Source organism: Streptomyces purpurascens (genome assembly GCF_045040895.1).
Lineage (GTDB): Bacteria > Actinomycetota > Actinomycetes > Streptomycetales > Streptomycetaceae > Streptomyces > Streptomyces purpurascens.
In genome coordinates, this window is sequence record NZ_CP108341.1 from 1,409,621 (window position 1) to 1,431,611 (window position 21,991).

Consider the following 21,991-nt stretch of genomic DNA (forward strand, 5'->3'; position numbering starts at 1 on the left):
GTGAAGCAGGTTGTTCAGAACTACAAGAGCGGCGAGCTGGCGGTGCTCGATGTGCCGGTGCCGGGGTGCAAGCCGGGCGGTGTCCTCGTCCGCACCGCCTACTCGCTGATCTCCACCGGGACCGAGCTGATGAAGGTGTCCGAGGCCGGCATGTCGATGCTCGGCAAGGCCCGCTCCCGGCCGGACCAGGTGGCCAAGGTCATGCAGAGCGTGGCCACCAACGGGGTGCCCGCCACCTACCGCAAGGTGATGGGCAAGCTGGACTCCTACACGCCGCTGGGCTACTCGCTGTGCGGAGTGGTCGAGCAGGTCGGCGCCGGGATCGACGATGTGAAGGTCGGCGATCTCGTGGCCTGCGCCGGCAACGAGCACGCGCTGCACGCCGAGCTGAACTGGGTGCCGAGGAACCTCTACACCCCGGTGCCGGACGGCCTCGCGCCGCGGCACGCGGCCTTCGGCACCGTCGGGTCGATCGCGATGCAGGGCGTCCGCCAGGGCGAGCCGCAGCTCGGGGAGGTGGCTCTGGTCATCGGCCTCGGGCTGATCGGACAGCTGGTGGTGCAGCTCCTCGCCGCCTCGGGAGTCCGCGTCGTCGGGGTCGACCCCGACCCGGTGCGCTGCGAACTCGCCGAGCGCCTGGGCGCCGCGGCCTGCGGTGATCCCGCTTCCGCGGCCGTGGAAGCCGCCGTCGCCGAACTCACCGACGGTCACGGCGTGGACCAGGTGTACCTGGCCGCCGGCGGCGGTAGCAGCAACCAACCCGTCGAGCTGGCCGCCCGGCTCTGCCGGGACCGCGGCCGGGTGGTCGACATCGGCAAGTGCCGCCTGGACCTGCCGTGGAACGCGTACTACGAGAAAGAGCTCGACGTCCGGTTCTCCCGCTCGTACGGCCCCGGCCGCTACGACCCGGAGTACGAGCTGGAGGGGCGCGACTACCCGATCGGCTACGTGCGCTGGACCGAGCGCCGCAACCTGGCGTGCTTCCTCGATCTCCTCGCCCGCGACCGTGTCGACGTGGAGCCGCTGGTCTCCCACGTCGCGGACTTCGACGACGCCGTGGAGACGTACCGGAGCCTGAAGGACGGCGAGTTGAAGGCCGTGGCCGTGCTGTTCCGGTACCCCGAGGCAAGGGCGGAGGCGGAGGCTCCGGCGGTGGCCGTGCCCACGGTGAACGTGAAGCCGAGTCCGGCCCGGTCCGCCGGGACGCCGGTGCGCCTGGCGTTCATCGGCGCGGGAAACTACGCGACGTCGATGCTGCTGCCGCACCTGGCGGGACGCGAAGGCGTCGAGCTGTCGACCGTCGTCACCACGACGGCCCTGTCCGCGGCCAACGCGCAGCGGAAGTTCGGCTTCGCCGAGGCGACCACCGACCTCGACGCCGTGCTCGGCGACAAGTCCGTCGACGCGGTGTTCGTCGTCACCCGGCACAGCTCGCACGCCGAACTGACCCGAAGGGCGCTGCTGGCCGGCAAGGCGGTGTTCGTGGAGAAGCCGTTGGCACTCACCGAGGACGAGCTGGCCGATGTGCTCGCGGCGGTGGAGGAGTCCGGCAACGACCGGCTGCAGGTGGGCTTCAACCGCCGGTTCGCGCCGCTGTTGCAGGAGGCCAGGAAGCGGTTCGGCGCCCGGACCGGCCCGGCGAGCCTCCGCTACCTGGTCAACGCGGGCCGGCTGCAGCACGGCAGCTGGTACCTCCAGCAGGGCACCGAGGGCTCGCGGTTCGCCGGCGAGGGCGGACACTTCATCGACACGGCGAGCTGGCTGCTCGAGGCCGACCCGGAGTCGGTGTACGCGGTCGCCACGTCCGGCGGCGAGGACCTGCAGGTCGTGCTGCGCTACCCGGACGGGTCCACCGCCACCATCAGCTACGTCACCACCGGCGCGCCCGGCTTCCCCAAGGAGACGCTGGACCTCGTCGCGGACGGCAAGGTGCTGCGCCTCGACGACTTCGTCCGTGCCACGGTCCACGGCCGCAAACGATGGGTCAGTTCGCGGCTGCCCAAGGCCCGGGACAAGGGGCAGAACGCCGAGCTGGCCGCGTTCGTCAAGGCCGTGCGGACCGGCGGGCCGATGCCGGTGCCGCTGGAGTCGCTGGTCGCCACCACGTCGGCCACCCTCGCCGTGCGGGCCGGCCTGGCCGGCGGCGCGCCCGTGACGCTGGCGAGGGCGCTGTGAGCATGAGCGCGGGCTGGTACGTACGGCGGCTGTCCCGGATGGGGCCTCGGGAGGTCGGCGGCCGGGCGGGCGACGCGGTGCGCAGACGGCTGTGGCGGTCGGCGCGGCCGGACTGCCCGGGCGTGACCGGTGCCCGGTTCACCGCGGTACTGCCCGCCGGGACGATCGCCGCGATACCCCCGGACGCCGCGAAGCGTCTCATCGCCGAGGCGGACCGGTTGATGTACGGGCACGCCGAGTGCTTCGGGGTGGTGCGCGACGACCTGGACGACCCGGACTGGTGGTACGACCCGAAGACCGGGCGCCGGGCTCCGTGGGGCTACGCCTTCGACGTGCCCTACCGGAACGAGGACGCGGTCGGGGACATCAAGCAGATCTGGGAGCTGTCCCGGCACCAGTACCTCACCGTGCTCGCCGCCGCCTACGCGATCACCGGGAACGAGCGGTACGCCGAGCGAGTGGCCGCGCACCTGCGGTCGTGGTGGACGGCCAACCCACCGCTGCGCGGCGTGCACTGGATCAGCGGCATCGAGCTGGGGATCCGGCTGCTGTCCTGGGTGTGGATCCGCCGGCTGCTCGACGGCTGGCCGGGCGTGACCGGGCTGTTCGAGGGCAACCCGGTGGCGCTGAACCAGATCTGGCACCACCAGCGCTGGCTGGCCGCGTTCCCCAGCCGGGGGTCCTCGGCGAACAACCACGTCATCGCCGAGGCCGCCGGGCAGTTCGCAGCGGCCTGCGCGTTCGGGTGGTTCCCCTCCTCGGCGCGTTGGCGAGCCGACGCGCTGCGGTCGCTGGAGCGGCATCTGCGAAGCAACACCTTCGGCTCCGGCCTCAACCGCGAGCTGGCCACCGAGTATCACGGACTGGTGCTGGAGCTCGGCCTGGCGGCCGTGGCCGAGGCGGATGCCGCAGGCGTTCCGGTGCCCGCGTCGATCCGGCTGGTGCTGCTGCGGATGACCGACGCGCTCGCGGCCGTCGTGGACAACCGGTTACGGCCGCCGCGCCAAGGGGACGCGGACGACGGGCACGGTCTGGTCGTGGACGGGGCGGGCACCGATCGCTGGGCCTCGCTGCTGGCCACCGGGGACGCCGTGTTCGGCCAGCTCGCCTGGTGGCCGGCGGTGACCGGAACCGATGTGCGCACCCCGCTCCTTGCCGCGCTCATCCGGCCGTACACCACGGGAGGAACCGCCCGCCCGGCGAGCCGGCCGGCCCATTTCGCCGACGCGGGCATGACCATCCTGCGCGGGCCTGGAGAGATCTGGTGCCGCTGCGACGGTGGTCCGCACGGATTCCTGTCCATCGCCGCGCATGCCCACGCGGACGCGCTGTCCGTGGAGGTCCGGCACGACGGGGTCGACGTGCTCGCCGACCCGGGGACGTACTGCTACCACGGGCAGCCCGAGTGGCGGCAGTACTTCCGGTCGACCCTCGGCCACAACACCCTGCAGCTGGACGGCGGTGACCAGTCCGTCTCCGGCGGCCCGTTCCTGTGGACCCGGCAGGCCCGCAGCCGCGTCCTGGTCACGGACACAGCCGACGCCTCCGGCGGGGGGACGGCCCGCTGGAGCGCCGAGCACGACGGTTACCAGCGCTCCGTGCACCGCCGCCGGGTGGAGCTGACGGCCGAGAGCCAGGAGCTGCGGGTGGTCGACGAGGTCCGCGGTGATCGCCGGGCCGTGCGCCTCGCGTTCCACCTCGGCCCGGCGATCACCGCGGACCTGGTGGGCAACCGGGCGGTGCTCACCTGGACCCGGGACGGCGAGGACCGCTCCGCGGCGCTCGACCTGCCCGGGCAGCTGTCCTGGCGGGCGCATCGCGGCGAGAGCGACCCGCCGCTGGGCTGGTACTCCGCCGGCTTCGGCCGCAAGGAACCCACCACCACGCTGGTCGGCACCGGCGTCGCCGACGGCGCTGAGGGGTTCACCACCGTGCTCAAGTTCCGCGGCTAGGGGGGCGCGTGGGGATCAAGTGGCGGCCCTGGGCGTGGCCGGCGGCACCGCTGGCGCTGGCCCTGCTGGCGGTGACCGGCTGTGAGAGCACGCCGGGCGCGCGGCCGCAGCCGACCGCCGCGCCGTCCGCGTCCGTGGCCCGGGTGTGCGCCGAGCCCGCGGCCGGGCCGGCGAAGGCGCCGGCGGGCGCGGTGACGGTCGATCCCGCGGTGGCCGGTGACCTGGCCGCGAAGACCAAGAGCAGCCCTCCGAACACCACCTTCTGGCTTCGACCGGGCCGGCACAGGCTCGAGCCGGAACGCTACGCCCAGGTGATCCCCAAGAAGGGGAACACCTACCTCGGCGCGCCAGGCGCGGTGCTCGACGGCCGCAGGACCAACCAGTACGCGTTCGGCGGCACCGCCCGCGACGTCACCATCCGCCACCTGACCGTGCAGGGTTTCGTCGCGCCGCACAACGAGGGCGTGGTCAACCATGACTCGGCCGACGGGTGGGTGATCGAGCACGCGACGATCCAGAACAACTCCGGCGCCGGGCTGATGGCCGGTGCCGGCCAGCGGGTCCGCGCCAGTTGCCTGCGCGGCAACGGTCAGTACGGCATGAACGCGTACAAGGCCACCGGCCGGATCAGCGGCCTGGTGGTCGAGGGCAACGAGATCGTGGGCAACAACACCGGCGACTGGGAGCGGCGGCGGCAGGGCTGCGGCTGCACCGGAGGCGTCAAGTTCTGGGCCGTCGACGGCGCCGACGTACGCGGCAACTGGGTGCACGACAACCGCGGAGCGGGGTTGTGGGCGGACACCAACAACAACGACTTCCGCATCGAGGACAACGTGCTCGAGGCCAACGACGGTGCCGCGCTGATCTACGAGACGAGCTACAACGCGGTCATCCGGAAGAACACGATCCGGCGGAACAACCGGGTCGAGGGTCGCCGGTACGCCGACCGCGGCGACAACTTCCCGTTCGCGACCGTCTACCTGTCCGAGTCCGGCGGCGAACCACGGATCCGAGCCCGCACGGACAAGATCGAGATCTACCGGAACGTGCTGGAGAACAACTGGTCCGGGATCACCCTGTGGGAGAACGCCGACCGGTTCTGCAACAGCCCGGCCAACACCTCCTCCGGTGACTGCACGTTGCTGGTGAAGGACACCGACCGCTGCGCGCGTCCGGCGATCGCCACCGCACCGCTCTACGCCGACTGCCGGTGGAAGACCCAGCGGGTGGACATCCACCACAACCGCTTCGTACTGGACACGTCCGTCGTCGAGTGCACGGTCAAGTGCGACCGCATGGCGGTGCTGGCCAACTACGGCACCTATCCGGACTGGTCGCCCTACCAGGGCGAGCGGGTGGCCGAGGCGATCACCCGCGAGCAGCACAACCGCTGGCACGACAACGTCTACCTCGGACCGTGGAAGTTCGTCGCCCACGACCCGAGCCGGGTGCTCGACTTCGTGCAGTGGCAGGGCACGCCGTACCAGCAGGACGCGGGCAGCACCTTCGGCGCACGGGACGGTGGTTGAGATGAGCCCGGACCACACGGACCACACGTCGAAGATCGTCAGTACGGCCTGGGGGCTGCTGATCCTCAACACGCTCGGCTCCGCCGGGGCGAAGACCATCGTCCCGCTGCCCCGCTCCCTCATCCAGATGGTCACCATGGGCGCGCTGGTCGCCGCGTTCGCGCTGGCGCTCGCGGTCAATCTCCGGCTGCGCATCCGGGCCAGTGCCTTCGTTTTCCTGCTCACCCTGCTGCTGGTGCCGAGCGTGATCTCCAGCGCGGACCTGGAGTCCGGGTTCGGCGCGCTGTTCCGCTGCGCCCGGCTGGCTCTCTTCGTGAGCACGCTGTGGCTGCTCAGCCGCTGGTGGGACGGCGGCCTGACGTTCGTCCGGCACCACATCCGGATGTACTTCGCGGTCCTCGGGTCGGTGGCCGCCGGCCTGGTCATCTCACCGGGCGCCGCCCTGCCCGAGCTCTACGGCGGGCGGCTGGTCGGCGCGTTGTGGCCGCTCACCCCGCCGCAGATCGGACAGTACGCCGCGGTGATCACCGGGCTCACCGTGCTGCTCGTTCTGGGCCGCCGGACCACCAGGGGCAGCGCGGCGGTGGTCGTCGTGCCGGCACTCGTCCTGCTCGCGCTGACCCATACCCGGACAGCGACGCTCGGCCTGTTCATCGGGCTGGCGTTGGCGATCGGCTCGCTCGTCCTGACCAGTGCCGCCGCCCGCCGGTTCTTCGCCTGGGCGGTGCTGTGCGCCGCCGTGGCCGCGGTGGGGTTCGGCTCCGCGCTGCAGGCGTGGTTCCTGCGCGGACAGAGCCAGGAGAACTTCACCAGCCTCACCGGCCGGGCCAAGGTCTGGGACGCCCTGCTGGCAGCGCCCCGGTCGACCTCGGAGTACCTGCTGGGCGCGGGCCTGGGCGACAAGTCGTTCGGCGGGCTGCCGATCGACAACAGCTGGCTGGCCGTCTACCACGAGCAGGGGCTGACCGGCGTCGCCCTGGTGGCGGCGATCATCATCGTGCTGGGCGGCGTCGCGTTGCTGCGGCCACCGTCGCTGTCGAGGGCCTGCGCGATCTTCCTGATCAGCTACTGCGCGATCGCGTCGTACACCGAGGCCGGGCTGGGCGACGCCTCGCCGTATCTGCTGCATCTGGCCGTGGCCGCCTCGCTGCTGGCGGCACCTGCCGAGGCCGCCACTCCCCTCGCGACGCCCGGCGTCCCTCGACGACGCGCCCCGCGCTGGGCCCGGACATCGGAGGTGACCTGACCATGCATGTCCTCGTGGTGCACAACCGCTACGCCTCGGCGCAGCCGAGCGGGGAGAACAAGGTCGTCGACCAGGAGGTGGCGCTGCTGCGCGCGGCCGGCCACCGGGTCGGGCTGTTCGAGCGGCGCAGCGACGACATCGCCGCCCGGTCCCTGCTGGGCAAGGCGGCGCTGCCGCTCCTCGTGCCGTGGAACCCGGCGGTCCGCACGGAACTCGCCGCCCGGCTGCGCACCGAACGGCCGGACGTGGTGCACGTCCACAACGTCTTCCCGCTGCTGTCGCCGGCGGTACTGGCCGCCTGCGCCGACGCCGGGGTGCCCGCCGTCGCCACGCTGCACAACTACACCCAGGTCTGCCCGCCCGGCACGCTGCAACGGGACGGCCGGCCGTGCGCCGAGTGCGTCGGGTCGACGCCGCTGCCCGCCGTCCGGCACGGCTGCTACCGGAACTCCCGCCTCGCGACGGTGCCGCTCGCGGTGAGCCTGTCGGTCAACCGGCGGCGGTGGTGGTCCGGCGTGGAGCGGTTCTTCTGCATCTCCGCGGCGCAGCGCGAGGTCCTGGTGCGGGCCGGCATGCCGGCCGAGCGGCTGGCGGTGAAGCACAACTTCGTGCCCGACCCGGGCGCCCGCCGAGTGGGCGACGGTGAGCATCTGCTCTACCTGGGCCGGCTCGCGGAGGCCAAGGGCGTGCGGCTGCTCATGGCCGCGTGGGACGAGATCGCCGCGGGCGGCGGTGTGGGCGTGCCGCTCGTGATCGCCGGCACGGGACCGCTGGAGCGAGAGGTGACCGCCTGGGCGGCGGGCCGGGACGACGTGCGCTACGTCGGTCTGCTGGACCCGGCGGAGTGCCGGCGGGCCGTCGCGCGGTCGGTCGCCGTGGTGGCTCCCTCGACATGGCTCGAGGCGTTCGGCCTGGTGGTCGTGGAGGCGATGGCGGCGGGGGTCCCGACCGTCGCCGCCGGTCACGGCGCCTTCGTCGAACTCGTCGAGGACGGGGTGACCGGGCTGCTGCACCGGCCTGGCGACCCCGCCTCGCTCGCGTCCCGCATACGCCGGATCGCGGCCGAGCCGGCCCTGGGCCGGGAGATGGGCCAGGCGGCCCGGCGCCGTTACGAGCAGGGCTTCAGCCCGGCCGTCGGCCTGGAGCGCCTGGTGGAGGGGTACCGCACCGCGATCGCGGGCGGACGGAATCAATCGGGGACCGAATCAATGGGGGGCAGTAAATGACACGATGCAGACTCTGCGGCTCGGCGGCGCCGGCGAGCGTCGTCGATCTGGGGGCGACCCCGCCGTGCGAGAGCTTTCTCGCCGCGGACCAACTGGACCAGCCGGAGCCTGCGTACCCGCTGCACCTGCGGGTCTGCACCGACTGCTGGCTGGCGCAGATCCCTCCGCTGATCACGCCGGAGGAGACGTTCAAGGAGTACGCGTACTTCTCCTCCTACTCGACCTCGTGGGTGGAGCACGCGGGCACGTTCGTCGCCGACGCCGTACAGCGGCTGGGGCTCGGCACCGACGCCTTCGTGGTCGAGGTCGCGAGCAACGACGGGTATCTGCTGAGGCATGTGGTGGACCGGGGGATCCGCTGCCTGGGCATCGAGCCCTCGGTGAACGTCGGCGCCGCGGCGCGGGACGCGGGTGTGCCCACGCTCACCGAGTTCCTGGACCCGGACACCGGCTCGGCCGTCCGCGGAGAGCACGGCCCGGCGGACCTGGTCGTGGCCAACAACGTGTACGCGCACATCCCCGACGTCGTCGGGTTCACCCGGGGGCTGCGCGCCCTGGTCGCCGACGACGGCTGGGTCTCCATCGAGGTGCAGCACCTGCTGACCCTGATCGAGGAGAACCAGTACGACACGATCTACCACGAGCACTTCCAGTACTACACGGTCGCGTCCGCGATCCGGGCGCTGGCGAGCGGCGGACTCGCGCTCGTGGACGTCGAGTTGCTGCCCACGCACGGCGGCTCCATCCGGCTGTGGGCCCGGCCGGCCGAGGTGGCCGGCGAGCCGACCCGGCGGGTGGCCGACGTGCTGGCCCGGGAGAAGGCCGCCGGGCTGCAGGAACTGTCCGGGTACTCCGAGTTCTCCGCCCGGGTGGCCAAGGTGCGCCGGGACCTGCTGCGGTTCCTCATCGAGGCCGCCGAGCGCGGTGAGACGGTCGTCGGCTACGGCGCCCCGGGCAAGGGCAACACCCTGCTCAACCACTGCGGCATCCGGCCCGACCTGCTCCCGTACACGGTCGACCGCAACCCGTACAAGCACGGCAGGTTCACCCCGGGCACCCGCATCCCGATCCTGCCGCCCGAGCAGATCGGCACCGACCGACCCGACTACGTCCTCGTCCTTCCGTGGAACCTGCGGGACGAGCTGGTCGAGCAGCTGTCCTTCGTGCACGAGTGGGGCGGCCGGCTGGTCTTTCCCATCCCGGAACTGAGCATTGTCGAGGTCTCGTCTCGAAAGGTCACAGCATGAAGGTCGTCCTGTTCTGCGGCGGCTACGGACTGCGGATGCGGAGCGGTGCCGCAGACGACATGCCCAAGCCGATGGCGATGGTCGGCCCGCGGCCGCTGATCTGGCACGTCATGCGCTACTACGCGTACCACGGGCACACGGAGTTCATCCTGTGCCTCGGGTACGGGGCGCACCACATCAAGGACTTCTTCCTCAACTACGAGGAGACGACGTCCAACGACTTCGTGCTGCGGGGCGGGCGGACCGAGCTGCTGTCCACCGACATCGCCGACTGGACGATCACGTTCGCGCAGACCGGCATCGAGTCGCCGATCGGGGAGCGGCTGCGCCGGGTGCGGCACCACCTGGACGGCGACGAGATGTTCCTCGCCAACTACGCCGACGTGCTCACCGATGCCCCGCTGCCGGAGATGATCGACCGGTTCGCCCGGCGCGACGCCGGTGCCTCGATGATGGTGGTGCCGCCGCAGTCCTCGTTCCACTGCGTGGATCTGGGCGAGGACGGCCTGGTGGGGGGCATCACCGCGGTGAGCGACATGCCGCTGTGGGAGAACGGCGGCTACTTCGTGCTCCGCCAGGAGGTCTTCGACCACATCCCGGAGAACGGGGACCTGGTCGCCGACGGATGCGCCCAACTGGCCAAGCGGGGAAGGCTGGTGGCGCACCAGCACCGCGGCTTCTGGAAGCCGACCGACACCGTGAAGGAGCGGGCCGCGCTCGACGACGCCTACGCCCGGGGCGACCGGCCGTGGGCCGTGTGGGAGCGGGACACCGCCGGAGCGCGGGCGTGATCCGGCTCGGGGCCGGGTCCCTGGACCGGATCGTCGCGGTGGGCGCGCACTGCGACGACATCGCCATCGGCGCCGGCGGCACGCTGCTGACGCTGTGCCGCGCGCGGCCGGGCATCCGTGTCGACGCGCTGGTGCTCTCGGGCGGTGGCAGCGAGCGGGAGCAGGAGGAGCGGGCCGCGCTCGCCGCCTTCTGCCCGGGCGCCGACCTGCGGCTGACCGTGCTCAAGCTGCCGGACGGCCGGATGCCCGCCCACTGGGAGGAGGCCAAGGCCGCCGTCGAGGAACTGCGCGAGCGGACCGAGCCGGATCTGGTGCTGGCCCCGCGTACCGATGACGCGCACCAGGACCACCGCGGCCTGGCGCGACTGCTGCCCACCGCGTTCCGCGACCACCTCGTGCTCGGCTACGAGATCGTCAAGTGGGACGGCGACCTCGGCCGTCCGGCGGCGTACCAGCCGCTGGCGCCGGAGACCGCCGAACGGAAGGTGCGGCTGCTGCAGGAGCACTACCCCTCGCAGCGGCACCGGCCCTGGTACGACCGGGAGGCCTTCCTCGGTCTCGCACGGATCCGCGGCATCGAATGCCACGAGCGCTACGCCGAGGCGTTCGCCGTCACCAAACTCACTCTCGACCTGGGGGAATGAACCTTGCGCGTACTGCTGACCGGACATCAGGGCTACCTGGGCACCGTGATGGCCCCGGTCCTCACCGCCGCCGGGCACGAGGTCGTCGGTCTTGACGCCGGCCTGTTCGCCGACTGTGTCCTCGGCCCGACGCCCGCGGACCCGTCCGGGCACCGGGTGGACCTGCGCGACGTCACGGCCGAACACGTGGCCGGCGTGGACGCCGTGATCCACCTCGCCGCGCTCTCCAACGACCCGCTGGGATCGCTGGCTCCGGAGCTCACCTACGACATCAACCACCACGCCTCCGTACGGCTGGCCCGGCTGGCCCGCGACGCCGGGGTGGGGCGCTTCCTGTACGCGTCGACCTGCTCGGTCTACGGTGCCGCCGGCGGCGGCGAGCTGGTGGGCGAGGACGCCCCGCTGCGCCCGGTGACTCCGTACGCGGAGTCCAAGGTGCGAGTGGAGGACGACCTGCACGCGCTGGCCGACGGCGACTTCAGCCCGGTGTTCATGCGCAATGCCACCGCCTTCGGCTACTCCCCCAGGCTGCGCGCCGACATCGTGCTGAACAACCTGGTGGGCCACGCGCTCCTGTCCGGCGAGGTGCTGGTGCTCTCCGACGGCACCCCGTGGCGCCCGCTGGTGCACGCCGCCGACATCGCACGGGCCTTCACGGCCGCGTTGGCCGCGCCGAGGGAAGCGGTGCACGACCGGGCGTTCAACATCGGCAGCGAGATCAACAACGTCACGGTGGCCGAGATCGCCGAGCAGGTCGCCGAGGCCGTGTCCGGCTCGAAGGTGGTGATCACCGGGGAGACCGGTGCCGATCCGCGGTCGTACCGGGTGGACTTCTCCCGGTTCCGCGCCGCGATCCCCGGCTTCGACTGCGAGTGGACGGTGAAGCGGGGCGCGCTCGAACTCGCCGACGCCTACCGCGAACACGGGCTGACCCAGGAGGACTTCGAGCGACGCTTCACCCGGCTCGCCGTGCTGCGCGCCGCGTCCGAGGCCGGCACCGTCGACGACACCCTGCGGTGGCGCCGATGACCGCAGTCGGCGAGGAGATGCACGCACTGGTGGAGCGGCTGTACCCGCTCTGCCGGAGCATCACCGGCGACGGCGTGCGCGCCACCCTGGAGATCGTCGGCGAGTACGTCCCGCTGCGGGTGCACGAGGTGCCGACCGGGACTCAGGTGCTCGACTGGACGGTGCCGCAGGAGTGGAACATCCGGGACGCGTACATCGCCGACGCCGGCGGCAGGCGGGTCGTCGACTTCGCCGCGTCCAGCCTGCACGTGCTCGGCTACAGCGTGCCGGTGTCGGCGACCATGCCGCTGGCCGAGCTGCGTGGACACCTGCACACCCTGCCGGACCACCCGAGTTGGGTGCCGTACCGCACCAGCTACTACCAGCCGGAATGGGGTTTCTGCCTGGCCCAGGAGACCTTGGACGCGCTGCCGGACGGCGAGTACGAGGTGTGCGTCGACTCCACCCTCGCGGACGGCCACCTCACCTACGCCGAGCACGTGGTCCCCGGGCAGGTCGCCGACGAGGTGATCGTCTCCTGCCACGTCTGCCACCCGTCGCTGGCCAACGACAACCTGGCCGGCATCGCGGTGGCGACCTTCCTGGCCCGGGCGCTGGCGCGGGAGAAGCCGTACTACACCTACCGGTTCCTGTTCGCGCCCGGCACCATCGGGGCGATCACCTGGCTGGCCCGCAACGCGGAACGGATCGAGCGGGTCAAGCACGGCCTCGTGCTGGCCTGCGCCGGCGACTCGGGCCGACTGACGTACAAACAGAGCAGACGCGGCGACGCGGAGATCGACCGGGTGATGCGGCACGTCCTTGCCGCCTCCGAACGCCCGCACCACGTCAACGAGTTCACCCCGTACGGCTACGACGAGCGGCAGTTCTGCTCGCCCGGGTTCGATCTCGGCGTGGGATCGCTCAGCCGGACCCCGTACGCCGGCTACCCCGAGTACCACACCTCGGCGGACAACCCGGACTTCGTCTCCCCGGAGGCGATGGCGGACACGCTCGCCGTCTGCCGCGAGGCGTTCGCCGTGCTGGACCGCAACCGGCGGTACCTCAACCTCAGCCCCTACGGCGAACCACAGCTGGGCCGACGCGGGTTGTACGACGCGCTCGGCGGCCGCAGCGACACCAAGCAGGCCCAGCTGGCCATGCTCTGGGTGCTCAGCCTCTCCGACGGCGAGCACAGTCTGCTGGACGTCGCCGAGCGGTCCGGGCTGCCGTTCGACACCGTCGCCGCGGCGGCCGGCGCCCTGCACGGCGCCGGGCTGATCAAGGCATGAGGCGGATGACCACCGAGGAGGAGAAGGCGACGGCACCGGCGGGATCCACCCGGCGGGCCTTCGCCGGCCGGCTGTCCTGGGGACTGGCCGACCAGGCGGCCTCCAGTATCAGCAACTTCGCGGTGGGGATCTGCGTGGCACGCTCGCTGGGGGTGACCGCGTTCGGTGTGTTCAGCCTTGCCTGGGTGACCTACGGCGTCGTGCTCAACGTCTCCCGGGGCCTGGCCACCGACCCGCTCGTGGTGCGCTTCAGCGGCGTGTCGGACACGGCCTGGCGCGGGGCGGTGGCCCGGTCGTCGGGCACCGCGCTCGGCGTCGGTGCCGCGATCGGTGCGGCGTGTCTGGTGGCCGGCCTCGCTCTCGGCGGCCAGGTGGGGCCCGCGTTCGCCTGTCTCGGCGTCATGCTGCCGGGGCTGCTGCTCCAAGACGCCTGGCGGTACTCGTTCTTCGCCGCGGGCACGGGGAAGAAGGCGTTCGTCAACGACCTCGTGTGGGGCGTCGCGCTCGTCCCGGCCATGCTGGTGGCGGCCCGGGTCGGCAGCGTGGCCGCTTTCGTGCTCGCCTGGGGCGCGTCCGCCACGGTGGCCGCGGGGTACGGCTACATGCAGTCCGGCATCCTGCCCCGCACGGCCCAGGCAGGCGCGTGGCTCCGCGAGCAGCGCGACCTCGGCTACCGGTACCTCGTCGAGAACGTCAGCCTCAGCGGCGCGAGCCAGCTGCGGGCGTACGGGCTCGGCGCGATCGTCGGGGTCGGGGCGGTGGGTGCGGTCCGGGGCGCCGAGCTCCTGCTCGGCCCGTTCCTCGCCGTGCTGATGGGCCTCTCGCTGGTCACCGTCGCGGAGGCGGCACGGGTGCTGCGGCGGGCCCCGCACCGCCTGGGCAGGTTTTGCCTTCTGCTGGGAGGCGGGCAGGCCGTCGCCGCGCTGCTCTGGGGCGGGGCGCTGCTGCTGATGCCGGACCGGCTCGGCGAGCTCGTGCTCGGCGACGTCTGGCACTCCGCGGCACAGCTCATCGTGCCGGTCACCCTCGGCGTCGCGGGCGCCGGCCTCGGCACCGGCGCGGCGGCCGGGCTGCGCGCGCTCGCCGCGGCCCGGCGCAGCCTGCGCTGCCAGTTGTTCGCCTCCGCCTGCTACGTGGCAGGCGGGCTCGGCGGCGCGGCCCTGGCCGGCACGGTCGGCTCGGCCTGGGGCGTCGCCGCCGCGACCCTCGCCGCCTCCGCCGTGTGGTGGCTCCAGCTGCGCTCCGCCCTGCGCGAGCACCACCAGGACTCCATTCCCGAAGTGAGGACGCCATGACCGCCCGACCCAGGCTGAGCATCGGCCTGCCCGTGTACAACGGCGAGGAGTACCTCGCCGAGTCGCTCGACGCCCTCCTCGGCCAGACCTACGAGGACTTCGAGCTGGTCATCTCCGACAACGCCTCGACCGACGGGACCGAGGAGATCTGCCGCAAGTACGTCGCGCAGGACTCACGCGTCCGGTATCTCCGGCTGCCCCGGAACATCGGCGCCGCGCCGAACCACAACCATGTGTTCACCCAGTGCCGCGGCGAGCTGTTCAAGTGGGCCTCGCACGACGACCTCTACGCCCGCGACCTGCTGCGCCGCTGCGTGGAGGCGCTGGACGAGCGGCCGGACATCGTCCTCGCGCACAGCGACCAGGCGGTCATCGACGGCGATGGGCAGGTGAAGGTCCCGTACGAGTACGGGCTCGCCACCGACTCACGGCACGCACCGGAGCGCTTCCGCAGTTTCCTGTTCGAGCCCGGTGGCGACGACTTCTACGGGGTGATGCGTGCCGACATGCTGCGCCGGGTGCGGCCGCACGACAGCTACCACCACGCGGACCGCACGTTCGTCGCCCAGATCGTCCTCCAGGGGCCCTTCCACCAGGTGCCGGAGCTGCTGTACTTCCGTCGCGACCACCCCACCCGCGCCGAGCGGGCGAACCCGAGCAAGCGTTCCCGGTGCGTCAACCTGGACCCGCGCCGGGCAGGCCCGCTGCACCCGACGCCCCGGCTGCTCGCCGAGTACGTCCTGGGCTTCGTCTCGGCGATCCGGCGGGCGCCGTTGTCCGCGGCCGACCGGCGCGCGTGCTACCGCCACCTGGGCGAGTGGATGACGAGCCGGGTCCGGCCGGGCGCCGGCGAGCGGGTCGAGGACCGCGCCCCGGTCGACCCGGCCAAGCTCACCGTCTCCGTCGACGACCTCGTCGCAGGACGCGAGGGGCGGAAGCCATGAGATCCCCCGTACGCGTCGGGGTGTTCGGCCTGCTCGGCTCCGGCAACCTCGGCAACGACGGATCGCTGGAGGCCGTGCTCGGGTACCTCCGCGCCGAGCACCCGGATGCGGCCGTGGACGCGCTGTGCGGCGGACCCGAGGTCGTCACGGCCCGGTACGGGATCCCCGCGACGCGGCTGCACTGGTACCGCGGGGAGTACCGGACCGCGTCCCGTGCGGGCGCGATCGTGGGCAAGGGGCTGGGCAAACTCGTCGACGTCGTCCGCACCGCCGCCTGGGTGCGCCGGCACGACGTGGTGATCGTGCCGGGCATGGGCGTCCTGGAGGCCACGCTGCCGCTGCGGCCGTGGGGCTTTCCGTACGCGCTGTTCCTGCTCTGCGCGTCCGGCCGGCTGTTCGGCACCAGGGTCGCGCTGGTCGGCGTCGGCGCCGCCCCCATCGGCAACCGCCTGACCCGAACCCTGGTGCGCCGGTCGGCGCGGCTGGCCGCCTACCGCTCGTACCGTGACGCCCCATCCCGCGACGCGCTACGGGAGATGGGCGTGGACACCGCGCGCGACGAGGTCTACCCGGACCTCGCGTTCGCCCTGCCGGCACCACGGCCCGGCGCACCCTCGGTCCCGCCGGGCCCGGTCTGCGTCGGCGTCATGGACTTCCACGGCGGCGACGACGACCGCGCCCGGGCCGAGGAGATCCACCGGCGCTACCTCGACGGGACGACCCGGTTCGTCCGCGCGCTGGCCGAGGACGGCAGGCCGGTCCGGCTGCTCACCGGCGACGAGTGCGACCGGTCCGTGGTCGCCGCGATCCTCGACGCGGTGGACTCGCCGCTGGTCACCGCCGCCGAAACGGCCTCGCTGGCCGACCTGATGAAGGAGACGGCGGCCGCCGACACCGTGGTGGCGACCCGGTACCACAACCTGATCTGCGCCCTGAAGGCCGGCACCCCGACGCTCGCCCTCAGCTACGCGGCGAAGAGCGACGCGCTCATGGACCGGATGGGCCTTGCCACGTACTGCCATCCGGCTCGCGAGGTGGACGCCGACCGGCTGCTGGAGCAGTTCCGGGCGCTGGAGAAGCGATCGGCGGAGCTGCGGCGGACTCTCGCCGAGCGGAACCTGGTCGCCGCCCGGCAACTCCAGGACCAGTTCACCGCCCTGACCGCCGCCCTGTTCCCGGCAACCGACCACGCGCAGGCCCCCACCCGGCAGGAGACTCCATGAAGGCCATCGAAGTCCCGGCGATCGCCGGCGCGTACCGTTTCGAGCCGACCCCGTACGCCGACGAACGCGGCTTCTTCTGCCGCACGTTCGACGCCGACGTGGTCCGCTCGGTGGGCCTCGACCCGGACGCCTTCGTCCAGGACAGCCTGTCCCGCTCGGTCCGGGGCGTGCTGCGCGGCCTGCACCTGCGCTCCGGCGCCGGCGAGGCCAAGCTCGTGCGGTGCTCGTACGGGAGGATCTTCGACGTCGTCGTGGACCTGCGGCCGGACTCGCCGACCTACCGCAACGTGGCCTCCTTCGAGCTGTCCGGCGACACGCAGGTGACCCTGTACATCCCGGCGGGGTGCGCGCACGGCTTCCAGGCGCTGACCGAGACCGCCGACACCTCGTACCGGATCGACCGCCCGCACGATCCCGCCGAGGACGTGACGATCGCCTTCGACGACCCGGAGCTCGCCATTCCCTGGCCGCTGCCGGTCACGTCGATGTCCGGGCGGGACCGGAAGGCGCCGGGTCTCGCCGAGGTCCTGAAGCAGAGAGAGCTGAAGTCAGCGTGAACACCGAAGAGTCCGAAGAGTTCCTCCTGCCCCGGTCGCGGCTGGCGAACGAGCGGCTGCACGCCATGATCCCCGGGGGCGCGCACACGTACGCCAAGGGCGACGACCAGTACCCCGAGAACCTGGCCCCGGTCATCAGCCACGGCCGCGGTGCCCATGTGTGGGACATCGACGGCAACCGCTACATCGAGTACGGGTCAGGGCTGCGGTCGGTCAGCCTCGGCCACGCCCACCCGCGGGTGACCGAGGCGGTACGGCGGGAGATCGACCGCGGCAGCAACTTCGTCCGGCCGTCCATCGTGGAGGTCGAGGCGGCGGAACGCTTCCTGGCCACCGTGCCGACCGCCGAGATGGTGAAGTTCGCGAAGAACGGCTCCGACGCCACCACCGCCGCGGTGCGCCTCGCCCGCGCCGCCACCGGGCGCCCGCGGGTGGCCCTCTGCGCCGACCATCCGTTCTTCTCCACCGACGACTGGTTCATCGGCACCACGCCGATGTCCGCCGGCATTCCGGCGGCGACCAACGAGCTGACCGTGGCATTCCCCTACGGGGACCTGGCCGCCACGGAGGAACTGCTCACCCGGTACCGGGACGAGGTCGCCTGCCTGATCCTCGAACCCGCCACCCACACCGAGCCGCCGCCCGGATACCTGGCCGGCCTGCGCGAGCTGGCCGACCGGCACGGCTGTGTACTGATCTTCGACGAGATGATCACCGGCCTCCGCTGGTCCGAGGCGGGCGCCCAGGGCCTGTACGGCGTCGTCCCCGACCTCTCCACTTTCGGAAAGGCGCTGGGCAACGGGTTCGCCGTCTCCGCACTGGCCGGGCGCCGCGATCTGATGGAACTGGGCGGACTGCGCCACTCCGGCGAACGGGTGTTCCTGCTGTCCACCACGCACGGTGCGGAGACGCACTCGCTCGCCGCCGCGATGGCCGTGCAGACCACCTACGTCGAGGAGGGCATCACCGCGCGGCTGCACACCCTCGGCGAGCGGCTGGCCGCCGGTGTCCGCGACGCGGCGGACAGCATGGGCGTCGGCGACCACGTCGTCGTCCGGGGCCGGGCCAGCAACCTGGTCTTCGCCACCCTCGACGAGAACCGGCAGCCGTCGCAGCAGTACCGCACCCTGTTCCTGCGCCGGCTCCTCGCGGGCGGCATACTGGCCCCGTCGTTCGTGGTGAGCAGCGCGCTCGGCGACGCCGACATCGATCACACCGTCGACGTGGTGGCCCAGGCATGCGCGGTGTACCGGAAGGCACTGGACGCCGCCGACCCCACCCCCTGGCTGGCAGGGCGACCGGTGAAGCCGGTGTTCCGCCGCTTGGCGTGACGTGACGTCAGCGGCGCTGCTGCCAACGGGCGTCGGCCACCCGGTCGATCAGCCAGGCGGTCGCCGGTACCACCGCCAGAGCGGTGCACCAGCCGCCGAGGGCGTCGGTCGGGTAGTGCGCGCCGAGGGCGACCTGCGCCCAGCCCATGGCGATGCCGGCAGCGAGCGCCGTCGCGAGCACGAGTGATGTGCCGGCCGTCCTGCCGAGGCCGAGCCGGCCGGTCGCGAGCAGCGCCACCGCGAGGGCGAGCGCGGTGGCGAAGGCGGTGTGTCCGCTCGGGTAGGACAGGTGCCCGTCGTGGATGGTGCGTCCCACCAGGGGCTTGAGCAGCTTCGTCGTCCCCACGGCCAGGCCGGTGCCGGCGACGACGAGCACCGCCGCGCGAGGCTGTCGCAGGAGCAGACAGCCCGTCACGGTGGCCACGACCAGCGCCGCCGCTCCCACGGGCTCCCCCAAGAAGTCCGTGGCCAGTGCGAGGGACCGCCACGGCGGCCCCGCACCGTCCACCGTCGGCTGGATCCACCCGTCCACCGTGCCGGGCTCGCTGTGTCCGGCGTACAGGACCCCGAGCGCGACGACCACCAGCGCGGCGAGGACCGCGATCAGCCCGAGCCATCCGCGCAGCGGCGGGGGCAGCACCGCGGGCGCCGACCGGTGGGCAGCCATGACCGCTGGGCGCCAACTCCCCACGAACGAGCCCCCCGTCGTGTCCGACCCGGCCCGCGCGGGCGCCGTCGGTCTCCGGTGGCCACCCTAACCAACAGGCGGTGTCCGGGTACTGAAACCCGATCGCCGGACAGGCCGGTGTTCTGCTTGGCTCGCCCCATGAGCGATCTTCACATCCGCTGCGCGACCCTCTCGGACATCGACACCGTACTGCGGTTCTGGCGCGAGGCCGCGGAGGGAACCAGCATCAGCGACGACCACGACGGAGTGGCCCGCCTCATCGCACGAGACCCCGAGGCCCTGCTCCTCGCCGAGCGCGACGGCCTCCTCACCGGCACCGTCATAGCCGGCTTCGACGGATGGCGCTGCTCCGCCTACCGGCTCGCCGTGCACCCCGACCACCGCCGGCAGGGCATCGCCACCGCCCTCCTCGAAGCCGTCGAACAGCGCTTCGCGGCCCTGGGCGGACGACGCGTCGACGCCATGGTCCTGGAAGCCAACGAACAGGCCCACCACACCTGGGACGCGGCCGGCTACCGGCGCGAGGACCACTGGCGGCGCTGGGTCAAGCCCCTCGCCGGCTAGGGAGTGTCTCCGGCCGGTGCGAGAACCCCGGCCACGAGCCGCTGGGCGTAGGCGGCGTCGAGTCCGTCCGGGCGGAAGAGGATGCGGTACATCATGGGCGCGACGACCTGGTCGATCACCGTCTCGACGTCGGGTGTCCGCTCCCCGCGCCCGGCCGCCCGGGTGAGGACGAGGCCGATCTGCTCGGCGGCGTAGGCCGAGCACTGGCCGGCGTTGCCGCCGTCCGGGTCGCCGAGCAGGGCGTCGCGGATGTAGGCGCGGCCGGCCGGCGCGGCCATCTCGTCGAGGAACTGCTCGGCCCAGGCCGTCAGGTCGGCCGGCAGGGCGCCGTGGTCGCCGGGCGTGGTGTCGGGCCGCAGACGCTCGACCGCCACGTCCGACAGCAGTACCTGCAGGTCGCCCCAGCGGCGGTAGATCGTCGACGGTGTCACGCCCGCGCGCTGGGCGACCAGCGGCACCGTCAGGGCGTCCCGGCCCAGCTCCGAGGCGAGTTCGCGCACGGCGGCGTGCACCGATGCCTGGACCCGGGCGCTGCGCCCCCCGGGGCGCACCATCTGTCTGCTCACGGAACCCACCTTAAAGCGAACCCTTTGCGTCTGGGGCGCTGCTCATTCAGGCCGCCGGCGCGAGCTCGCGGGCGGGACGGGTCTGTTCGTAGGCGTGCCCGACCCGCAGGAGCAGCCTCTCCCCGAGCGGCCGGCCCAGGAGCTGCATGCCGATCGGCAGGCCCCCCGTGTCGTGGCCGACCGGTACGGACAGGGACGGCACCCCGGTGATGTTCGCGGGGGCGGAGAGCCGCACATAGGCGTCCGAGACGCCCTCGACGGTGCCGTCGGCCCAGGTGATCGTCTCCTGGCCGGCCTGGACCGCGGTCGCGGGGAGGGTGGGGGCGGCGATCAGGTCGACCTCCCGCAGCATGCTCGCCCACTCCTGCCGCATGAGGGTGCGGGAGCGCTGGGCCCGCAAGTAGTCCCCGGCGGGCATCAGTTCCCCGGCCTCCAGGAGGATGCGGACGTCGGCCTGGTAGAGCTCGGGGACCGTGCGCAGGGTGCTCTCGTGGTAGGCGGTGGCCTCGGGCACCATCAGGCCCCACTGGGTGGCCTGGATGTAGCGGGTCATGGGGATCTCGACGTCGACGAGCCGGGCACCGAGACTCCGGAGCCGGTCGATCGCGCTCCGGACGGCGGCTTCCACCTCCGCGTCGACGTGGTCGAAGTACCAGGTGCGCGGCACCCCGATCCGCAGTCCGCTCAGGTCGGTGCCCTCGGTCGGCCGGTAGTCAGCCGGGGGCGTGGTCAGGGAGGCGGGGTCGCGGGGGTCGTGGCCGGCCAGGGCGTCGAGGACCAGGCCCGCGTCCTCGACGGTGCGGGTGATCGGGCCGACGTGGTCCAGGGACCAGGACAGCGAGGTGACGCCGTGGCGCGGGACGAGGCCGTAGGTCGGCTTGAGGCCGACGACCCCGTTGAGCGCGGCGGGCACCCGGATGGATCCGCCGGTGTCGGTGCCCAGGGCGAAGGTGGCGGCGCCCGCGGCGACGGCGACCGCCGATCCGCCGCTGGAGCCGCCGGCGACCCGGTCGCGGTCCCAGGCGTTGCTGGTCTGCGGGGTGGTCAGCCCGTAGGCGAACTCGTGGGTGTGGGTCTTGCCGACCAGGACGGCTCCGGCGGCCGACAGACGTGCGGCGACGGTGCTGTCGGCGTGCGCGCGGTGGTCGGCCCTGACCCGTGAACTGGCCGACGTCGCCATTCCGGCGGCGTCGATCAGGTCCTTCAGGCCCATCGGGATGCCGTGCAGCGGACCGCGGTAGCGTCCGGCCGCGATGTCCTTCCCGGCCTCGCGGGCGGCCCGGCGGGTGTGCTCGGCGGTGACGGTGACATAGGCCCCGAGCCGCGGCTCGACCTCTTCGACGCGCTCCAGCACGGAGTCCGCCAGCTCGACGGGGGACAGCCGCCGCGCCCGGATCAGGTCGGCGGCGGCGCTGAGGGTCAGTTCATACGGCTGCATCGTGGGCCTCCTGTGCCGCGCGGTAGGCGGGAGCGGGCGGGGTGTCGCCGAAGTCCAGCTCGCGCAGGACGGCGACGACGGAGTGGATGTGGTCGGCGGTGGCCGCGACGGCGGCGTGACGGTCGACGGACAGGACGAGTCCGGCGCGGTGGGCCCAGCGGGCCGCTTCCGGAGGCGTGAGTTCGGTGGAGGACATGGACTCCCCTGAGCTATAAAAGCTAACTGTTTGCGTTAGTGGACTGTAGGACCTACGGTCGACTAAACGCAAACAGATT

Annotated in this window: 20 protein-coding genes; 16 read left to right on the forward strand and 4 right to left on the reverse strand. The window is 72.6% G+C overall.

All coding sequences use genetic code 11. From position 1 onward, the window contains the following. Genes OHU35_RS06400 through OHU35_RS06470 form a run of 15 tightly spaced genes read left to right on the forward strand, consistent with a single transcriptional unit; the run spans window position 1 to window position 18,460 of the window. On the forward strand, window positions 1-2,175 hold the full coding sequence (locus OHU35_RS06400) for a bi-domain-containing oxidoreductase (protein WP_189724430.1): 2,175 nt from the start codon (window positions 1-3) through the stop codon (window positions 2,173-2,175). Next, on the forward strand, window positions 2,172-4,127 hold the full coding sequence (locus tag OHU35_RS06405) for an alginate lyase family protein (RefSeq protein WP_405504988.1): 1,956 nt from the start codon (window positions 2,172-2,174) through the stop codon (window positions 4,125-4,127). The genes OHU35_RS06400 and OHU35_RS06405 overlap by 4 nt, the downstream gene beginning before the upstream one ends. 8 nt (window positions 4,128-4,135) lie before the next feature. After that, window positions 4,136-5,656 (forward strand): right-handed parallel beta-helix repeat-containing protein, encoded by a 1,521-nt coding sequence (locus OHU35_RS06410; RefSeq protein ID WP_405504989.1) that lies wholly within the window; start codon window positions 4,136-4,138, stop codon window positions 5,654-5,656. A 1-nt stretch (window position 5,657) separates the two neighbouring features. Next, a complete protein-coding gene (locus tag OHU35_RS06415) occupies window positions 5,658-6,902 on the forward strand; it encodes an O-antigen ligase domain-containing protein (RefSeq protein ID WP_405504990.1) in 1,245 nt (414 codons plus the stop codon). A gap of 2 nt (window positions 6,903-6,904) precedes the next feature. Then, complete coding sequence (locus tag OHU35_RS06420; protein WP_359894997.1) at window positions 6,905-8,128, forward strand: glycosyltransferase; 1,224 nt, start codon at window positions 6,905-6,907, stop codon at window positions 8,126-8,128. Beyond that, complete coding sequence (locus OHU35_RS06425) at window positions 8,125-9,375, forward strand: class I SAM-dependent methyltransferase (RefSeq protein ID WP_405504991.1); 1,251 nt, start codon at window positions 8,125-8,127, stop codon at window positions 9,373-9,375. Before OHU35_RS06420 ends, OHU35_RS06425 begins: the two co-directional genes overlap by 4 nt. Further along, a complete protein-coding gene (locus OHU35_RS06430) occupies window positions 9,372-10,166 on the forward strand; it encodes a glucose-1-phosphate cytidylyltransferase (protein WP_189724436.1) in 795 nt (264 codons plus the stop codon). Before OHU35_RS06425 ends, OHU35_RS06430 begins: the two co-directional genes overlap by 4 nt. After that, the gene (locus OHU35_RS06435) at window positions 10,163-10,810 is read left to right on the forward strand and encodes a PIG-L deacetylase family protein (RefSeq protein ID WP_189724437.1); all 648 of its coding nucleotides are present in this window, start codon (window positions 10,163-10,165) and stop codon (window positions 10,808-10,810) included. Before OHU35_RS06430 ends, OHU35_RS06435 begins: the two co-directional genes overlap by 4 nt. Before the next feature lie 3 nt (window positions 10,811-10,813). Beyond that, a complete protein-coding gene (locus OHU35_RS06440) occupies window positions 10,814-11,839 on the forward strand; it encodes an NAD(P)-dependent oxidoreductase (protein WP_189724438.1) in 1,026 nt (341 codons plus the stop codon). Then, window positions 11,836-13,110 (forward strand): DUF4910 domain-containing protein, encoded by a 1,275-nt coding sequence (locus OHU35_RS06445; RefSeq protein ID WP_405504992.1) that lies wholly within the window; start codon window positions 11,836-11,838, stop codon window positions 13,108-13,110. Before OHU35_RS06440 ends, OHU35_RS06445 begins: the two co-directional genes overlap by 4 nt. Before the next feature lie 5 nt (window positions 13,111-13,115). Beyond that, the gene (locus tag OHU35_RS06450) at window positions 13,116-14,405 is read left to right on the forward strand and encodes a hypothetical protein (protein ID WP_189724440.1); all 1,290 of its coding nucleotides are present in this window, start codon (window positions 13,116-13,118) and stop codon (window positions 14,403-14,405) included. Then, a complete protein-coding gene (locus tag OHU35_RS06455; RefSeq protein ID WP_189724441.1) occupies window positions 14,402-15,349 on the forward strand; it encodes a glycosyltransferase family 2 protein in 948 nt (315 codons plus the stop codon). The genes OHU35_RS06450 and OHU35_RS06455 overlap by 4 nt, the downstream gene beginning before the upstream one ends. Continuing rightward, a complete protein-coding gene (locus OHU35_RS06460) occupies window positions 15,346-16,572 on the forward strand; it encodes a polysaccharide pyruvyl transferase family protein (RefSeq protein ID WP_405504993.1) in 1,227 nt (408 codons plus the stop codon). The genes OHU35_RS06455 and OHU35_RS06460 overlap by 4 nt, the downstream gene beginning before the upstream one ends. Further along, window positions 16,569-17,129, forward strand: a complete 561-nt coding sequence (locus OHU35_RS06465) for a dTDP-4-dehydrorhamnose 3,5-epimerase (RefSeq protein WP_359894988.1) — start codon at window positions 16,569-16,571, stop codon at window positions 17,127-17,129. The genes OHU35_RS06460 and OHU35_RS06465 overlap by 4 nt, the downstream gene beginning before the upstream one ends. Then, window positions 17,126-18,460, forward strand: a complete 1,335-nt coding sequence (locus OHU35_RS06470; RefSeq protein ID WP_405504994.1) for a glutamate-1-semialdehyde 2,1-aminomutase — start codon at window positions 17,126-17,128, stop codon at window positions 18,458-18,460. The genes OHU35_RS06465 and OHU35_RS06470 overlap by 4 nt, the downstream gene beginning before the upstream one ends. A 7-nt stretch (window positions 18,461-18,467) precedes the next feature. On the opposite strand, the gene OHU35_RS06475 is transcribed toward OHU35_RS06470, so the two are convergent. Continuing rightward, window positions 18,468-19,127 (reverse strand): phosphatase PAP2 family protein, encoded by a 660-nt coding sequence (locus OHU35_RS06475; RefSeq protein WP_405504995.1) that lies wholly within the window; start codon window positions 19,125-19,127, stop codon window positions 18,468-18,470. Between the two features lie 159 nt (window positions 19,128-19,286). Between OHU35_RS06475 and OHU35_RS06480 the strand changes: the two genes are divergently transcribed. Continuing rightward, the gene (locus OHU35_RS06480; protein ID WP_189724446.1) at window positions 19,287-19,712 is read left to right on the forward strand and encodes a GNAT family N-acetyltransferase; all 426 of its coding nucleotides are present in this window, start codon (window positions 19,287-19,289) and stop codon (window positions 19,710-19,712) included. On the opposite strand, the gene OHU35_RS06485 is transcribed toward OHU35_RS06480, so the two are convergent. Genes OHU35_RS06485 through OHU35_RS06495 form a run of 3 tightly spaced genes read right to left on the reverse strand, consistent with a single transcriptional unit; the run spans window position 19,709 to window position 21,912 of the window. Next, window positions 19,709-20,266 (reverse strand): TetR/AcrR family transcriptional regulator, encoded by a 558-nt coding sequence (locus tag OHU35_RS06485; RefSeq protein WP_405509179.1) that lies wholly within the window; start codon window positions 20,264-20,266, stop codon window positions 19,709-19,711. The two genes, OHU35_RS06480 and OHU35_RS06485, sit on opposite strands and share 4 nt — an antisense overlap. 58 nt (window positions 20,267-20,324) lie before the next feature. Then, the gene (locus OHU35_RS06490) at window positions 20,325-21,716 is read right to left on the reverse strand and encodes an amidase (RefSeq protein ID WP_189724447.1); all 1,392 of its coding nucleotides are present in this window, start codon (window positions 21,714-21,716) and stop codon (window positions 20,325-20,327) included. Continuing rightward, on the reverse strand, window positions 21,703-21,912 hold the full coding sequence (locus tag OHU35_RS06495; RefSeq protein WP_184599577.1) for a hypothetical protein: 210 nt from the start codon (window positions 21,910-21,912) through the stop codon (window positions 21,703-21,705). Before OHU35_RS06495 ends, OHU35_RS06490 begins: the two co-directional genes overlap by 14 nt. Window positions 21,913-21,991 lie beyond the last annotated feature (79 nt).

What these genes read in the sequence shown, in the direction of transcription:
- OHU35_RS06415 (WP_405504990.1), top strand. Translation starts at nt 5,658, where the DNA reads ATGAGCCCGGACCACACGGACCACACGTCGAAGATCGTCAGTACGGCC.
- OHU35_RS06420 (WP_359894997.1), top strand. Translation starts at nt 6,905, where the DNA reads ATGCATGTCCTCGTGGTGCACAACCGCTACGCCTCGGCGCAGCCGAGC.
- OHU35_RS06425 (WP_405504991.1), top strand. Translation starts at nt 8,125, where the DNA reads ATGACACGATGCAGACTCTGCGGCTCGGCGGCGCCGGCGAGCGTCGTC.
- OHU35_RS06430 (WP_189724436.1), top strand. Translation starts at nt 9,372, where the DNA reads ATGAAGGTCGTCCTGTTCTGCGGCGGCTACGGACTGCGGATGCGGAGC.
- OHU35_RS06445 (WP_405504992.1), top strand. Translation starts at nt 11,836, where the DNA reads ATGACCGCAGTCGGCGAGGAGATGCACGCACTGGTGGAGCGGCTGTAC.
- OHU35_RS06450 (WP_189724440.1), top strand. Translation starts at nt 13,116, where the DNA reads ATGACCACCGAGGAGGAGAAGGCGACGGCACCGGCGGGATCCACCCGG.
- OHU35_RS06455 (WP_189724441.1), top strand. Translation starts at nt 14,402, where the DNA reads ATGACCGCCCGACCCAGGCTGAGCATCGGCCTGCCCGTGTACAACGGC.
- OHU35_RS06460 (WP_405504993.1), top strand. Translation starts at nt 15,346, where the DNA reads ATGAGATCCCCCGTACGCGTCGGGGTGTTCGGCCTGCTCGGCTCCGGC.
- OHU35_RS06465 (WP_359894988.1), top strand. Translation starts at nt 16,569, where the DNA reads ATGAAGGCCATCGAAGTCCCGGCGATCGCCGGCGCGTACCGTTTCGAG.
- OHU35_RS06475 (WP_405504995.1), bottom strand. Translation starts at nt 19,127, where the DNA reads ATGGCTGCCCACCGGTCGGCGCCCGCGGTGCTGCCCCCGCCGCTGCGC.
- OHU35_RS06480 (WP_189724446.1), top strand. Translation starts at nt 19,287, where the DNA reads ATGAGCGATCTTCACATCCGCTGCGCGACCCTCTCGGACATCGACACC.
- OHU35_RS06485 (WP_405509179.1), bottom strand. Translation starts at nt 20,266, where the DNA reads ATGGTGCGCCCCGGGGGGCGCAGCGCCCGGGTCCAGGCATCGGTGCAC.
- OHU35_RS06490 (WP_189724447.1), bottom strand. Translation starts at nt 21,716, where the DNA reads ATGCAGCCGTATGAACTGACCCTCAGCGCCGCCGCCGACCTGATCCGG.
- OHU35_RS06495 (WP_184599577.1), bottom strand. Translation starts at nt 21,912, where the DNA reads ATGTCCTCCACCGAACTCACGCCTCCGGAAGCGGCCCGCTGGGCCCAC.